This is a genomic window from Flavobacterium rhamnosi (genome assembly GCF_048286515.1).
Classification (GTDB): Bacteria; Bacteroidota; Bacteroidia; order Flavobacteriales; family Flavobacteriaceae; genus Flavobacterium.
Window position 1 is genome coordinate 42,159 of the sequence record NZ_JBLVPS010000012.1, and the last position, 14,376, is coordinate 56,534.

12 protein-coding genes and 1 pseudogene are annotated in these 14,376 nt (G+C 33.9%); 7 read left to right on the forward strand and 6 right to left on the reverse strand.

The features are described from left to right. The first annotated feature begins 35 nt into the window (after positions 1–35). Positions 36–1,694 (forward strand): mercury(II) reductase, encoded by a 1,659-nt coding sequence (gene merA, locus ACNQGN_RS11145; protein ID WP_417987907.1) that lies wholly within the window; start codon positions 36–38, stop codon positions 1,692–1,694. A 98-nt stretch (positions 1,695–1,792) separates the two neighbouring features. After that, a pseudogene (locus tag ACNQGN_RS11150) lies at positions 1,793–1,900 on the forward strand (cadmium transporter); the annotation flags it as partial. A gap of 670 nt (positions 1,901–2,570) precedes the next feature. Here the strand turns inward: ACNQGN_RS11150 and ACNQGN_RS11155 are convergent. Further along, a complete protein-coding gene (locus ACNQGN_RS11155) occupies positions 2,571–3,260 on the reverse strand; it encodes an SIMPL domain-containing protein (RefSeq protein ID WP_417987908.1) in 690 nt (229 codons plus the stop codon). A 54-nt stretch (positions 3,261–3,314) separates the two neighbouring features. After that, positions 3,315–3,953 carry a rhomboid family intramembrane serine protease gene (locus tag ACNQGN_RS11160; protein ID WP_417987909.1) on the reverse strand — a complete coding sequence of 213 codons (639 nt, stop codon included), beginning with the start codon at positions 3,951–3,953 and terminating at the stop codon, positions 3,315–3,317. Positions 3,954–4,068: 115 nt separating this feature from the next. On the opposite strand from ACNQGN_RS11160, the gene ACNQGN_RS11165 reads away from it, so the two are divergent. Beyond that, complete coding sequence (locus ACNQGN_RS11165) at positions 4,069–4,938, forward strand: lysophospholipid acyltransferase family protein (RefSeq protein ID WP_417987910.1); 870 nt, start codon at positions 4,069–4,071, stop codon at positions 4,936–4,938. Between the two features lie 97 nt (positions 4,939–5,035). On the opposite strand, the gene ACNQGN_RS11170 is transcribed toward ACNQGN_RS11165, so the two are convergent. Further along, entirely contained in the window at positions 5,036–6,523 is a 1,488-nt protein-coding gene (locus tag ACNQGN_RS11170) for an aminotransferase class V-fold PLP-dependent enzyme (RefSeq protein WP_417987911.1), read from the reverse strand. Positions 6,524–6,735: 212 nt separating this feature from the next. Here ACNQGN_RS11170 and ACNQGN_RS11175 point away from each other — a divergent pair, with 212 nt between their 5' ends. Beyond that, complete coding sequence (locus tag ACNQGN_RS11175) at positions 6,736–7,323, forward strand: hypothetical protein (protein ID WP_417987912.1); 588 nt, start codon at positions 6,736–6,738, stop codon at positions 7,321–7,323. Positions 7,324–7,483: 160 nt separating this feature from the next. On the opposite strand, the gene ACNQGN_RS11180 is transcribed toward ACNQGN_RS11175, so the two are convergent. From ACNQGN_RS11180 to ACNQGN_RS11190, 3 genes are all read right to left on the reverse strand, one after another. Then, positions 7,484–8,065 (reverse strand): porin family protein, encoded by a 582-nt coding sequence (locus tag ACNQGN_RS11180; protein ID WP_417987977.1) that lies wholly within the window; start codon positions 8,063–8,065, stop codon positions 7,484–7,486. Positions 8,066–8,101: 36 nt separating this feature from the next. After that, the gene (locus ACNQGN_RS11185) at positions 8,102–8,872 is read right to left on the reverse strand and encodes a membrane metalloprotease (protein WP_417987913.1); all 771 of its coding nucleotides are present in this window, start codon (positions 8,870–8,872) and stop codon (positions 8,102–8,104) included. A 91-nt stretch (positions 8,873–8,963) separates the two neighbouring features. Then, positions 8,964–10,007, reverse strand: a complete 1,044-nt coding sequence (locus tag ACNQGN_RS11190) for a hypothetical protein (RefSeq protein WP_417987914.1) — start codon at positions 10,005–10,007, stop codon at positions 8,964–8,966. A gap of 258 nt (positions 10,008–10,265) precedes the next feature. Between ACNQGN_RS11190 and ACNQGN_RS11195 the strand changes: the two genes are divergently transcribed. From ACNQGN_RS11195 to ACNQGN_RS11205, 3 genes are read left to right on the forward strand one after another with little or no spacing between them, the layout of a single operon-like run. Continuing rightward, positions 10,266–10,781 carry an RNA polymerase sigma factor gene (locus ACNQGN_RS11195; protein WP_417987915.1) on the forward strand — a complete coding sequence of 172 codons (516 nt, stop codon included), beginning with the start codon at positions 10,266–10,268 and terminating at the stop codon, positions 10,779–10,781. Positions 10,782–10,835: 54 nt separating this feature from the next. Continuing rightward, positions 10,836–11,750: a FecR family protein gene (locus tag ACNQGN_RS11200; RefSeq protein WP_417987916.1), complete on the forward strand. Its 915-nt coding sequence runs from the start codon at positions 10,836–10,838 to the stop codon at positions 11,748–11,750. Then, positions 11,737–14,274 (forward strand): TonB-dependent receptor, encoded by a 2,538-nt coding sequence (locus ACNQGN_RS11205; RefSeq protein WP_417987917.1) that lies wholly within the window; start codon positions 11,737–11,739, stop codon positions 14,272–14,274. The genes ACNQGN_RS11200 and ACNQGN_RS11205 overlap by 14 nt, the downstream gene beginning before the upstream one ends. The last annotated feature ends 102 nt before the right edge of the window (positions 14,275–14,376 follow it).

Here is a 14,376-nt window from a genome sequence, read left to right on the forward strand (position 1 = left end):
ACTCTATTATTAAGCATTTAATTAAAATAAGAAAAATGAAAACAGAAAATATAAAACTCGATATCGCAGGAATGACCTGCGACCATTGTGCCACAGGCATTGAAAAAATGCTTACCAAAAATGAAGGAGTAACAGAAGTAAAAGTGAGTTATCAAAACGGCAGTTGCGAATGTTCTTTCGACCCTTCTAAAACCAGTAAAGAGGAAATTATCAATACTATTAACAGCACAAAAAATTATAAAGTAGCTCATACTGCTGAAACTAAATGTTGTAATACAAACGCAAACCACTTCGATTTAATTATCATCGGTGGTGGTTCGGCGGCATTTTCGGCAGCTATAAAGGCCGAAAGTTTAGGATTATCGACCTTAATGGTAAACGGTGGTTTAGACTTTGGCGGAACTTGTGTAAACGTAGGTTGTGTCCCTTCTAAAACCCTTATTCGTGCAGCGGAAACAGCTTATCACGCAACACATTCCAATTTCTCGGGCATCAAACCCAAAGGTGTTGCTATAGATTTTGCTCAAGTAATTAAAGACAAAAAACAATTGGTAGCCACGCTCCAGAAGAAAAAATATATGGACGTGGTAAGTGATTTTCATAACCTGAAAATGCTAACGGGTTGGGCAGAATTTTTAGATACTAAAACCATTGTGGTCGATGGTAAAGTAAAATATACGGCTCTAAAATTTATCATTGCCACAGGAGCAACTACCAATATTCCAATTATTGAAGGGCTAAACGAAGTAGGTTTTCTTACCAACGTTTCGCTTTTTGATTTAGAAGAGAAACCCGAAAGCATCACCATTATGGGGGCTGGTTATATTGGTTTAGAAATTGCTATGGCTTACAATCGTTTGGGCGTAAAAGTTCGTATCATCGAGTTTACTGATCGTGTGTTGAGAACACAAACGCCCGACATCAGTGAAGCCTTGGAAACACAAATGCGTAACGAAGGTATAGAAATCCTGCCAAATTTTAGAGCAGTAAAATTTGATAAAAAAGGAAATGAAACCATTATCCATTGCAAATGCCCTGACGGTTCTTTTACACAAATTATCGAAAAAGGAAAAGTTGTAGTGGCATCTGGCACAACACCCAATATACAAAAATTAGGATTGCAAAATATTGGTTTGGAACTTGATAAAACAGGACACATTTTGGTAAACGAAAAAATGGAAACCAATTTACCAAACATCTATGCGGTGGGCGATGTTACTAGCACACCTGCATTTGTTTACACAGCAGCCTTTGAAGGTAAAATTGCCGTAGAAAATGCGTTTACAGGAGCCAATAATGAAGCCGATTATTCTTCTTTGCCTTGGGTAGTTTTTACCGATCCACAAGTAGCAGGAACAGGATTGGACGAAGCACAGGCAGAAGCCCAAAATATTCCTTTTGAAGTAAGCAAATTAAAATTAAATAACATTCCAAGAGCTATTGCAGCCAATGACACAAGAGGATTTATCAAATTAATACGAAATACCGAAACCGATAAATTGATTGGTGCAAGAATTGTTGCTCCCGAAGGTGGCGAACTCATTCAGCAATTGAGTATGGCTATCAAGTATAATATTACCGTAAAAGAATTGGCAGAAAGTTTTTATCCTTATTTAACATTAGGCGAAGGCATAAAACTAGCAGCCATCACTTTCGGAAAAGATGTTGCCAAATTGAGCTGTTGTGCTAGTTAAATTTTAATATAAAAAGCACGACTATCAATTCTATATGATGCGTCAGTAGTTGCCCTCGCTGATGCAGGAATTGCCAGGGGAGACTTAGGAAGTGACGTCTTGGATCGGGCGGTTTAGCCACTATGTTGGAAGCCGTCTTTGCCGATGTCGGAGTAGCATTATTAGCGATTTTAAACGCTGTTAGAATTCAGAGGATGAAGTTTTAAATCTGATATTAATAAGAAGCGTTAATAGGGACGCTCTTTAAAATATTTATGATTTTTTTGGAGGTGTTTTTCCTCCTGCACAACAAGAACCATCTACACTACAAGATTTTTTCTCATTAGAGAGTAGAACCATTACCCAATAAAATTAAAGTATTTTAAAAGTTATTTTTTTAAACCCTAAAAATATTGCGTTTTAAAAAAAGCTGTCCAAATCATTTTTTGCAATGCATTTTTCCGTATTTCAAATTATTACAATTGATTCAAGAAAACGTTTAGGACACTATTAGTAAAAAATATTAAATTAGCGTTAAACTGGAAAAATATTAAATAAACTTTTTGGATTATCATAAAATTACTTAATTTTGATTTTCAAAACATGAATTACATCATTCAATTCAAACAAGTTAATTCAATAATTTACTTAAAAAATGGCTTAAAATTGTCCTATTGAGTTTTGTGGCAAAATCGTGGCACATTAGTTTATAAGTAGTTGAAAATGCAGTATTGGCACGGGTTCCAGCTTATTGGTTCGAATCCTGCTCTCCCCACAAAACTCTTCAAGCAATTGAAGAGTTTTTTTTTATATAAGAAATTCACCAAATTTATTGCACAAAAAAAATCCCGTCTCATTTATCAGAATGTGACGGGATTTTATAATTTTAGTATGCTTTTATTCTAAAATAAAACTCACACTTACATTAGCTGTGATATTAATTTCTCCTAGCGCAAGAGTTTCTCTTGGCGCCTGCATATCGCTCATTTCAGCTTTCATAGCTGCATATCGAATCGGTTGTGGATAATACGGTTGTGAATTGTCCGATATTGTCATGGCACGCCCTACTTTTTGTCCTAAAACCGAAACATAATCCTCGGCTTTTAATTTAGCCTCTTTCATAGCTAATTTTCTGGCCTCAGATTGATATTGCGCTAATTTTGAAGATTGGAATATTACATTATCAATTCTATTTATTCCTTCGTCTACTAGCCCTTCCATTAATTCATCGTATTTCGATAAATCTTTCAATAGAATTTCGATAGTTTGCGTAGCATTATAATTGTGTTTCTTTTTTTCATAATCGTACTGTGGATTTAGAGAAACCCGTTGGGTTTTATAATCCGCTGGATCTAAGTTCATTTTTTTTATAAACCTTAAAACCGCTTCCATCTTTTGGTCGTTTTGTTTTTTAACGTCTTTGGCATTATTCCCTTTTGTTTCGATAGTAGCTGTTATTGTCGTTTGATCCGGAACTACCTTTACTTTGCCCTCACCGGTTACGCTTACTTGGGGAACTTGTTTCACTTCTTGTGCATAAGACATAGTCATGAACATAATAGATAGAAATAGTACTGCTTTTTTCATTTTTATACTGATTTAATTGTTTTTTGTTTTAATTCTCTTTCAAAAGTTATGCCACTATAGCTTTCCCATCTTTTCCATCACAAAAAGAATAACTATTGGAATCGCCAGTAATATGACCATTAAAGTGTGATCGACGAATAATTGAGGTTCTTTAATCAGTGTAATCAGATAACCGCCAACAGCACCTCCAAAATGGGCCGTATGACCAATGTTATCATTCTTGGCTTTCATTCCGTAAATAGAATACAATAAATAAAGGATTCCAAAAATATATGCCGGCATTGGGATGATAAAAAAGATTCCCAGCATCATGTTTGGCTGTAATAATATTGCCGAATACAAAACTCCTGTTACAGCACCCGATGCACCAACCGCCCTGTAATTATATTGATTCTTATGAAAAACCATTGTCAATAAGCTTCCAAAAACTAAACTGCCGAAATAAATTAAAGCAAACGAAAAATCACCTAAATGACTTATTACTACAGGTGCAAAAAAATAAAGCGTCAGCATATTGAAAATCAAATGGGTCATATCGGCATGAAGAAAACCTGAAGACACCATTCTTATGTGTTCACCTGCCCGAATACTCCCAACATGAAATTCATATTTTCTAAAAAAGGAAAGATCATTAAACCCCTTGTAACTAATTAAAACATTTACAACAATTATTGCTATTAAAACGATATTCATAAAGTGTGTTTATTGTGAATTGTAAATATAGTCATTCTCAAATATCCATATAGTAAGCAGTCAAAATTTATATCAATCTACATTTTTGACATATATTTGCAAGAAAAATTACGGCATGCAATTTCTTGTTTTTATTATAGCTTATCCGTTTCTTTGGATTGTTTCTATTCTTCCTTTTCGCCTATTTTACTGGTTATCTGATGTAGTCTGTTTTATAGTCTATAACATTGTAGGCTACCGAAAGAATATCGTTAGAGAAAACTTAGCATTGGCATTACCTCATCTTACTCCCGAGCAGCGTCTTGTTATTGAGAAAAAATCGTACCATCATTTATGTGATATGTTTCTCGAGATGATTAAAACTATGACTATTTCTTCTGAAGAGATGAACAAAAGATTCACAATAACAAATATTGATCTTATAAAAGAATATGAGAAAAAAGGAAAAAGTATTGTATTATTAGCATCCCATTATGCAAGTTGGGAATGGTTAATAACTCTTAATGATAAAACATCATTAAGAGGAATTGGAGTATATAAAAAAATAGCCAATAAATATTTTGATAAACTTATAAGAGATATTCGGTCAAAATATGATGCTGAATTAGTAGTTACAAGAGAAACTATTCCTTTGATAGCGAAAAACCAAAAGGAAGGGATTTTATGTATTTATGGATTAGCCAGTGATCAGTCACCAAAATTAGATAGGATATTTCATTGGGACACTTTCATGGGTATTGAGGTACCGGTACATACCGGAGCCGAAATGATTGCAAAAAAATACGATTTGAGTGTCGTTTTTGTAAAAGTCAAAAAAATCAAAAGAGGGTATTATCAAGCAACCTTCGTCCCGATCACCGATGATCCCAAATCCATTCCTGATTTTGGAATTACGCATACTTTTATTGAGGAAGTTGAAAAACAAATCCTTGAGGCTCCGGAATATTATTTCTGGACCCACAAAAGATGGAAACACAAAAGGTAGTGTGTTCCGTTAAAAAAAACACTTATTCAAAAACAATACGTTTGCTGAATAAGTGTTTTTTTTTTATTTGCCGAATTCTTAAGTTCCTTCCTCAACTCTATAAAGAAAACCAATCTTTTACCAGGTCATCTTCCAAAGGTCGTGCTTGCTTGTGCACAAATTCATTTGTAGCTGAATTGTAATTATAGTCTAAAGCCCATGTCGTATGGTTTTCCGCCAATGCCGTAATTCCATTACAAACAAATTCTATTTCAGCATTTGTAGTTGTGGGATGAATAGACATTCTAATCCAACCCGGTTTTCTGATTAAATCTCCCAAGCTAATTTCGTCAATCAATTTATGAGAAGTTTCCTGATCTACGTGCAATAAAAAATGTCCGTAAGTACCGGCACAACTGCATCCTCCGCGAGTTTGGATTCCAAATTTATCATTCAATAACTTTACACCTAAGTTAAAATGTAAGTCTTCTATAAAAAAGGAAACTACTCCTAACCTATCTCGATGCTGACCAGCAAGAATTTTAATATTTGGAATGTTGCCAAGAGATTCGAAAATAACATCGACAATTTCATGTTCCCGATTCAATATATTTTCAATTCCCATTTTTTCCTTCAACTGGATAGCCAGCGCCGTTTTTATCACCTGAAGAAAACCCGGCGTTCCTCCATCTTCCCTATCTTCAATATTGTCAATGTACTTGTGTTCACCCCAAGGATTAGTCCAGCTTACCGTTCCTCCGCCAGGATTGTCGGGAATCAGGTTTTGGTATAATTTTTTATTAAAAACCAAAACACCGCTAGTACCTGGTCCCCCAAGAAATTTGTGAGGTGAAAAGAAAATCGCATCCAAATAGCTTTCTGAATCTTCCGGATGCATGTCTATTGTAACATACGGACCAGAACAGGCAAAATCTACAAAACAAAGCCCGTTATGCTGGTGCATGATTCTAGCAACCTGGTGATAAGGAGTTCTGATTCCGGTAACATTAGAACAAGAAGTTATCGAAGCTATCTTAAAACTTCGCTCCTTGTATTTTTCTAATAAAAGCTCGAGATTGGCTATACTAAATAGTCCATCTTCATTCGACGGAATAACAACAACATCAGCGATAGTTTCCAACCAGGACGTCTGATTGGAATGGTGTTCCATATGCGAAATAAATACAATTGGTTTCTTTTCAGCAGGAATAGTAATAAAATCCTTTAAATTCTCCGGTATTTTTAATCCCAAAATACGTTGAAATTTATTGACAACACCTGTCATTCCAGTCCCATCAGTAATTAAAACATCATCGCCACTGGCATTAACATGCTGTTTAATGATGTGCCTCGCATGATGGTATGCTTTGGTCATTGCTGTTCCCGAAACTGTAGTTTCAGTATGGGTATTGGCCACAAAAGGACCGAACTCATTCATCAACTTTTCCTCGATAGGACGGTACAAGCGGCCACTGGCAGTCCAATCCGTATAAATAATTTGTTTTTTTCCGTAAGGTGATTCAAACTCTTGGTCAATTCCTATTGTATTTTGGCGGAACTCTTCAAAGTAAAGCTCCAATTCTGTCGGCTTTTCGATTGTGGTCATTGCAATTTAATTTGAGTCAAAGGTATTGTTATTTTATGAAATTGAGAATTAGACCGTCTGTTATTTACGAATATCACTTGTTTTTTACTAATTTCAATAATTTCCACTCCCATTGAGGTTTCCCGTAAAGTAATGCGAAACAAAGAAAATACTTTTGTTAAAGAAACAGAAATATTTATTTTTTTTTCAATAAATTAATACCACACCCCATCATGAATAATAGTACCCTTCTAGAAGAAAAATTTCATTCCTTCTCTGAGGAAGAATTAACGCAATATATTTATAAAAATGTTGATTCTTTAACAACGTTATCCTTTAGTGCTTTGAAAAAGGAAATCGCTCTCCGAAAAGATTTACCCAATGAAGTAAAAATGTTGATTGGAAATATTCAAGATTTAAGAAATCAAAATTTTATCAGTGAAATATTTCCATATCTCTATTCTAAGAATAGAAAAATAAAAACGGTCGAAGATTTGATTGCTGATTTAAAGAGAAATGAAATTTGTAACCCCGATATTAATACATTATTACAGCAATTGCCTAAAATTATTGAAATTAACACAGTCCAGTCTAATCCTGAAAATTCAATAAAAGCAGCGGGATTACTATTCTGCATCATTATCGCTATAGTGTCCTATAATCTTTTCACAACCATAAGCGTGATTATTGGCTTAGCTTCTGCTCTTACCGGACTTTACTTCGCTTTTAACAAAAATGACTATTCCCGTATCAATAAATTAAAAATTAACATTGAGTTCTATTTAGAGAGTATTAAAGCCATTCCTAAAATAAAATCCTAAGTACAAAAGAGTGCTGAAAATCAGGTAAACCATATCTTATAAAAATTTCCTAAAAAATGCATTTCAAAAACAAAACCCTTTCAAAGCATTACTCTGAAAGGGTTTATTCATTAAAAATAGTGGGATTCTATAGTTTACACTTTATATTGTAGTATCAAGTTTATAAATCAAAACCTACAGAAAATTGCCAAACTCTATTTTGTGCTTTCCCCTCGTCATATAAATCTCCTAAACCTAAGTGATAACGTACTCCTAAACTTACACCAGAATCTGTTTTAAATCCTCCTCCAAAGTTTATTCCCCAATCAAAACTATTAGGATCGTACTCTTGTGAACCACTAAAAAGTCCATCATATTCTTCTTTATGCGAAACTGCTAACCCAATTTGCGGACCTGCTTCCAAAAATAAATTTTGTGAAGGATAGGCTTTAAGCATTAATGGCAAATTGATGTAATTTAGCTTTTGGGTAAAAGTCCCGTTGCTATTTGTAAGCACATATCCTTGTTGAGAATACATCAATTCCGGTTGAATAGAAAAGTTTTCACTAATAAATGACTCGCCATAAATTCCTATATGAAAACTGTGACGCTGTTCTGTTTCTCCTTCTCCATCAAAACTTACGGCTGCTAAATTGTATCCTCCCTTTATCCCTCCATTCGATCTGTGGGTAGTATTCTCCTGCGCATTGATTGTTGCTCCTATTCCAATGAATAAAGCTATTGCTAAAAATTTTGTTTTTATCTGCTTCATAGTGTAGTATTTTATTTAATTTTTATTTTATTTTCCTCCATTGGCACGAAGATCTGCAATACATTGTGCATCCAATTGGGGTGCTGCCCCGCCAGAAACCATATTTTCAATACCCTTTCCGGTTTCAGATGACCAATACATCAAACAGGTGCTTACATTGCAATGTTTTGGATGCGCCGTATCTTCATGATTACTTTGCAAAGTTGTGCCTAAATTGGTTAGTCCCAAAATATGCCCTATTTCATGCGTAATGACTGTTGTTTCCAATAAACTTCTGTTAGGTTCAAATGGACTGTCGCTCAAACCGTGAACTGTTTGCTCATAAATAACTAAAGAGGTATTTCTATAAGCAGTACCCAAAATAACTGATGTACTTGTATCAGTTGATGATTTTCCATCAGCAAAAAAGACCCAAACCGCAATTTGATTAGATGTATTGTATTTTGTTCTGTTAGCATCTTCAATTGCAACAATTTCCTGATCGGTAAAAGTTGCTTTCCCCGGTGATGGTATTGCTCTTTTCACAATACTTATTCCGCTTGGTTTATAGGTTCTTGCACTCAGAAAAGATACCAAATTATTAATCGCAGTTGCTGATGGCTCAAAGCCCTGTACATAAACTACTTCTATAATCATACTTGTAAACTTTTTATCCGATAGTAAATCATTTGAAGAACTTCCGGTTGTTTGTTTATTGGTAATAGGATTTATAGTTTCACTAGTGTCGACAGCGTCTTCTTTTGAACAGGATACTAATAGGACAAAACCTATTGTTAGTGCAGTAATTACTTTTTTCATTATTTTCTTTTATAGTATTTAGTTTATTTTTTAAAGAACAGCGCTATCATTTTAGGTCGCTGTTCTTTAAAAGCACCAACTTCTATGTAGCCTATATTTGTTTCAACATTACTGTAACTGCTGCATTCGTTTTACTTTGCAATGAAATAGATGAAGCACTAAAACTTGTTACTTTCCAATCATTATTCAACAAAGTAAAGGCAGCGTTCCCTGAAAAATTTAGTTTTAGAAAAACATCTAATTCAGAACTAACCGCATAAGTACCATTTACAGTTGTACTCAACATATTTATCGCAGTTACTGATAAATTATTTGCAAAATCTATAGTAAAATCTTTGTAGTTATTTGCAGAATTAACTCCGGCGCTTACAAATGAATCCACTTTAAACTTTCCATTAACTAAAATGGTTTCTATTTTTTTTCCATTTTCAACTGCTGTTGCCTTCGCTTCCTCTGTTTTGATTGACGCATTAATAGCGGCTTGCAATTCAGCATCACTGGAAATCGATATTTTCGATCCATCACTCATTGTCACTGAAATTGGGTAGTTTACTGAAAATAATTCCGTACTACTTACAGTAGACATATACGTATATAATTGTTGTTCGGATGTGATGACAACACTTCCTGTTTGTTGTAAACTTAAATTATAGGTTAAAATTGTAATAGGAAAGGTAATATTTACAGAAGAGATCGCATCTTGACCAGAAGCTTCCGCTGAAGTACATGCACTAACAATAGCATTATACTCTGTTTGATTATTAACGGTAGCCTCTGAATAATTACTTAATCTTACTCTTAAAGGGAATTGTAATACTACGGAATCCTGGTCATTATTAAACTGTCCAAAAATAGAAATAACCTGTTGGTAATCCAATTGGCTTAAAATAGAAACCTGAATCCCATTTACTTTAGCGGTAACTGGCAATAAAATTGAAGAGCATGATGCTCCATCTAAAAAGTCATCAGATGAACCGTCGTACATACCAGTACGTTTCAAATTACTTGTTGTGGTCGAATTAGCCGAATTTGTATTTGGATTTTCTCCTTGTACATCATCAACTTCACTTTGGCATGATGTAAAACCTAAAATAGCCATCAATGCAATTCCTGTAATAATTTTTAACTTTTTCATAATTTTCAAATTTAATATATTTTTATATTTACAAGCAGTATTTTCTACGCCTTTCTATTAGTAAGACAACTACGGTTATTTTTACCCTACCTAAATTTTAAAAAAAATATAAAATTTTAAAAACAAATTCATAAAAAATTAAAAATCAACCAATTAACTTTTAACTTATTTTTCACAAAAAAGCAATTAGAATTAATTCAACCGCTTTTTGAAAAAAAAATTTACATTTACAACCTACAAAAAATGAATTAATACTCAATGAGCGACGAAAACAGCACACTTTGCGACGAAAATCACTTTAGAGACTTTTACCTAAAGCAGGTGCAATCAGCAACTAATTTTGCTTATTACAAATGTGGTGATAATGAAGTGGCATTAGATTTGGTACAAGATGCATTTACCAAAATTTGGGAGAATTGCTCAAAAATTGACTTTAGTAAAGTCAAAACCTATTTATTCACCAGCATTAGTAATTTATTTTTAAATACTATAAAGCATCAAAAAGTAGTATTAAGATATGCCAAAGACGCGCCTAATCTAGATACCAATAATCAAAGCCCTGAATATTTACTCGAAGAACAAGAATTCAAACAAAAACTTAACAGCGCTATTGCATCATTAAGTGAAGCACAGCGGGAAGTATTTTTATTGAATCGGATAGATGGCAAAAAATACAGAGAAATAGCAGATTTACTTGATATATCTCAAAAAACAGTGGAAAAACGAATGTCTGCTGCGCTAAAAATATTAAAAGCCCAAATCGAAAATATATAATTAAACAGTAGGGTAATTTAAAAGTCAGTTGTCTTATAAACATAGCGATCTAAAATGAAAAATGAAAAAGAGATATTAAAATGGTTGAATAATGAGCTTTCAGGTAAAGAAATTGAAGATTTAAAACAATCTGAAGATTTGCAGACTCTTGAGAAGATCGCTCATTATGCATCGCAATTAGAAGCTCCAAAAGTAGATTCTCCTGCTGCTTTAGAAGCTTTTAGGGCCCGAAATAATTCTAAAAAGAAAACAAAAGTCAGAACTTTAAACTTCAAACTATTCTATCGAATAGCTGCCGTATTAGCCGTTGTGTTAACATCCGCTTATTTCTTGTTTTTTAATGACACTAAATCTTTTGAAACTCAAATAGCACAGACAAAAACATTTACGCTTCCTGATAATTCAGAGGTGGTATTAAACGCTGCTTCAAAATTAAGTTTTAACGAAAAAAAATGGGCTGATAAAAGAGATTTAACTTTAGCGGGAGAAGCTTTTTTTAAAGTAAAGAAAGGACAGACTTTTAGTGTAAATACAGCCGCCGGTGTTGTTACCGTTTTGGGAACACAATTTAACGTAAAAGAGCGCAAAAACTATTTTGAGGTTAATTGCTACGAAGGACTGGTCAGCGTTGCCTATAATACTAAAATCATTAAACTACCTCCTGGAAAAACCTTCCGCGTTATAAATGGCACTATCGAAAATGTTGACGATTTTAACGCCCAGAATCCTTCCTGGCTGCGACAAGAATCCAGTTTTAATAAAATCCCATTAGATCAGGTTATTGCTGAATTGGAGCGCCAATATGATATAAAAATTAAAGTCGAAGGTGTGGATACTTCAAAACTGTTTACGGGAAGTTTTACGCATACTGATAAGGAAATTGCACTCCAGGCAGTTACGATTCCACTTAAATTAAGTTACAAGACGCAAGGCAAAACCATTATATTTTACAACTATGGCGTTAAATAAATGGCTGATTTCTTTACTTCTTTGCATTGGCAGTTTTTGTTATGGACAAAATACAGCTAAAAAAATTCCTTTAACCGAGGCCATTATTGCTATCGAAAAACAATTTAATATTAAGTTTTCGTATGCCGTTGAAGATGTTGCCACCATTGCAATTGAGAAACCAGCTGCTTCTTTCTCATTACAAGAAACAATTGATTATCTGAATTCAAAAACACTTTTAAATTTTAAAGCTTTAGACAATCGATATGTTACTGTTTCAGTATTAAACAAAACGATATTGGTTTGCGGAATTGTTTTATCCGATCAAAATAAATCGCCTCTGGTTGGTGCTTCTGTAGCTTCGGGTAATAATGTCATAGGCACAATTACCAATGAAAGTGGGAAATTCTCTATACAGAATGTACCAATAAATGCAACATTAACCGTTTCCTACTTAGGTTTTGAATCGAGACAATTCTCAGCAAAAGAGTTATTTTCAACACAAAATAATTGCAAAGAAATTATTCTCTCCACAAAAAATGAAGAACTGAATCAGGTTTTGATAAATGTCTATTTAACACCCGGTTTGCAAAAATATCTGGATGGAAGCACCGTTTTAAATACTAAAAAATTTGGGATCCTTCCTGGATTAATAGAGCCTGACATTTTGCAATCCATACAAGCGTTACCAGGTGTTGAAAGCACCAATGAAAGTATTGCCAATATCAATGTACGTGGCGGTACTAACGATCAGAATTTAGTAATTTGGGATAATATAAAAATGTACCATTCTGGTCATTTCTTTGGGTTAATATCACCTTACAATCCCAATCTCACCAACAAAGTAGTCGTTAGTAAAAATGGAACAAGTGCTGAATACAGCGATGGTGTTTCCAGTACTATAAACATGCATACTAAAGATGTCCTAACCAATACATTTTCCGGTGGCGCAGGGATTAACTCCATTAGTACCGATGCTTTTTTAGAAATACCAATAACAAAAAAATTAGAGTTTCATATTTCAGGACGCCGTTCTATTACTGATCTGGTCAGATCTCCCACCTACACTAAATATTTTGATCGTAGTTTTCAAGATACTGAAATCAATAGGGATAGTGATAAAAATGAGACCTCTTCTGATTTTTACTTTTATGATTATACCGCTAAATTACTTTTCGACTGGAATGAAAAGCATCAATTCAGAGCTAACATCATTGGTATCAACAACGCTTTAGACTATTCAGAGCGCCGCACTGTAAATGCAAATCAAACGGAATCTAAAACCAGTAATTTATCTCAAAAGAATCTCGGTTACGGCGGAAATTGGAAGGCTGTATGGAATCCAAAATTAAGCACAAACTTCATCACCTACTTTTCCAAATACAATATTGGCGCTGCGGATTACAGGGTGGAAACAAACCAGCGCTTAACCGAAGCTAATGAAGTACTGGAAACCGGGGTAAAATTAAATACGTATTACAAAACGAATGAGAACCTAAATTTCTTGTTGGGCTACCAATTTAATGAAACTGGGATGTTAAACCAGACTACCGTTAGTAATCCCTTCTACTCCAGCACTAAAAAAGATGTTTTACTGAATCATGCCTTATTCTCTGAGATTGAATACAACAAAAATAACACATACCTAAGAGTTGGATTGCGTTTGAATTATTTTCAAAAATTTGAAAAGCTACTGATCGAACCCAGAATAAACATTAGACAAAAAGTATCAAATCAATTTGCTTTAAAATTAGAGGGCGAATTTAAGAATCAATCTTCTACACAAATTGTAGATTTTGAAGATGATTTTCTTGGTGTTGAAAAAAGACGTTGGGTTTTAGTCACTGATAAAGATATACCAATCGCTACGAGTAAACAAGGATCTTTTGGTTTAGAATTCAACCAAAATAAACTAAATATTGAAGCTACAGCTTTTTATAAAGTTGTAGATGGTATTACAGCTTCTAATCAAGGTTTTTATAACAGCTTTCAGTATAATACCGCACAGGGTAGCTACACCGCTAAAGGATTGGAATTTTTAGCCAATAAAACAGCACTTCAATATAGTGTTTGGATGAGTTACACCTATAGTACAAACGACTATGAATTTAATACTTTTACGCCTTCCACATTTCCTAATAATGTAGATATAAGGCATTCTGTATCTTTAGGTTTTTATTACAATATATTTAAAAATCTAAAAATAGCTGTTGGTGGCGCCTGGAGAAATGGTCAGCCTTATACCAAACCAATTGAAGGAAATGAAACAATTCAAAATGGAAATAATGTTGTGGTAAACTATGATTCTCCAAACAATGAAAATTTGGATAATTTCATGCGTTTTGATGCTTCCATAAATTACAATTTCGATCTGTCGCAACTTATTAAAGCTTCATTTGCTGCCGGAGTAATTAATGCCAGTAACCATGATAATGTTATCAATCGGTATTATAAAGTGGACCCCAGTGATTCCAACAATACCGTTCAGGTAGATAACAAATCGTTAGGTTTGACACCAAATCTAAGCTTTAGAGTGAATTTTTAATATTTATTTTCAACTACTTTAAAGATATTCAAATGGTTGTAGATTTGTAGACCTCTCACAGCTTGGCTTTACTGTGCACCATCAAAGGAGGTCAGCCGAGTT

Excerpts from the sequence above, each read along its gene's own strand:
- merA (WP_417987907.1), top strand. The coding sequence starts at position 36 with ATGAAAACAGAAAATATAAAACTCGATATCGCAGGAATGACCTGCGAC.
- ACNQGN_RS11170 (WP_417987911.1), bottom strand. The coding sequence starts at position 6,523 with ATGACCACAATCGAAAAGCCGACAGAATTGGAGCTTTACTTTGAAGAG.
- ACNQGN_RS11160 (WP_417987909.1), bottom strand. The coding sequence starts at position 3,953 with ATGAATATCGTTTTAATAGCAATAATTGTTGTAAATGTTTTAATTAGT.
- ACNQGN_RS11205 (WP_417987917.1), top strand. The coding sequence starts at position 11,737 with ATGGCGTTAAATAAATGGCTGATTTCTTTACTTCTTTGCATTGGCAGT.
- ACNQGN_RS11190 (WP_417987914.1), bottom strand. The coding sequence starts at position 10,007 with ATGAAAAAGTTAAAAATTATTACAGGAATTGCATTGATGGCTATTTTA.
- ACNQGN_RS11185 (WP_417987913.1), bottom strand. The coding sequence starts at position 8,872 with ATGAAAAAAGTAATTACTGCACTAACAATAGGTTTTGTCCTATTAGTA.
- ACNQGN_RS11155 (WP_417987908.1), bottom strand. The coding sequence starts at position 3,260 with ATGAAAAAAGCAGTACTATTTCTATCTATTATGTTCATGACTATGTCT.
- ACNQGN_RS11200 (WP_417987916.1), top strand. The coding sequence starts at position 10,836 with ATGAAAAATGAAAAAGAGATATTAAAATGGTTGAATAATGAGCTTTCA.
- ACNQGN_RS11175 (WP_417987912.1), top strand. The coding sequence starts at position 6,736 with ATGAATAATAGTACCCTTCTAGAAGAAAAATTTCATTCCTTCTCTGAG.
- ACNQGN_RS11165 (WP_417987910.1), top strand. The coding sequence starts at position 4,069 with ATGCAATTTCTTGTTTTTATTATAGCTTATCCGTTTCTTTGGATTGTT.
- ACNQGN_RS11195 (WP_417987915.1), top strand. The coding sequence starts at position 10,266 with ATGAGCGACGAAAACAGCACACTTTGCGACGAAAATCACTTTAGAGAC.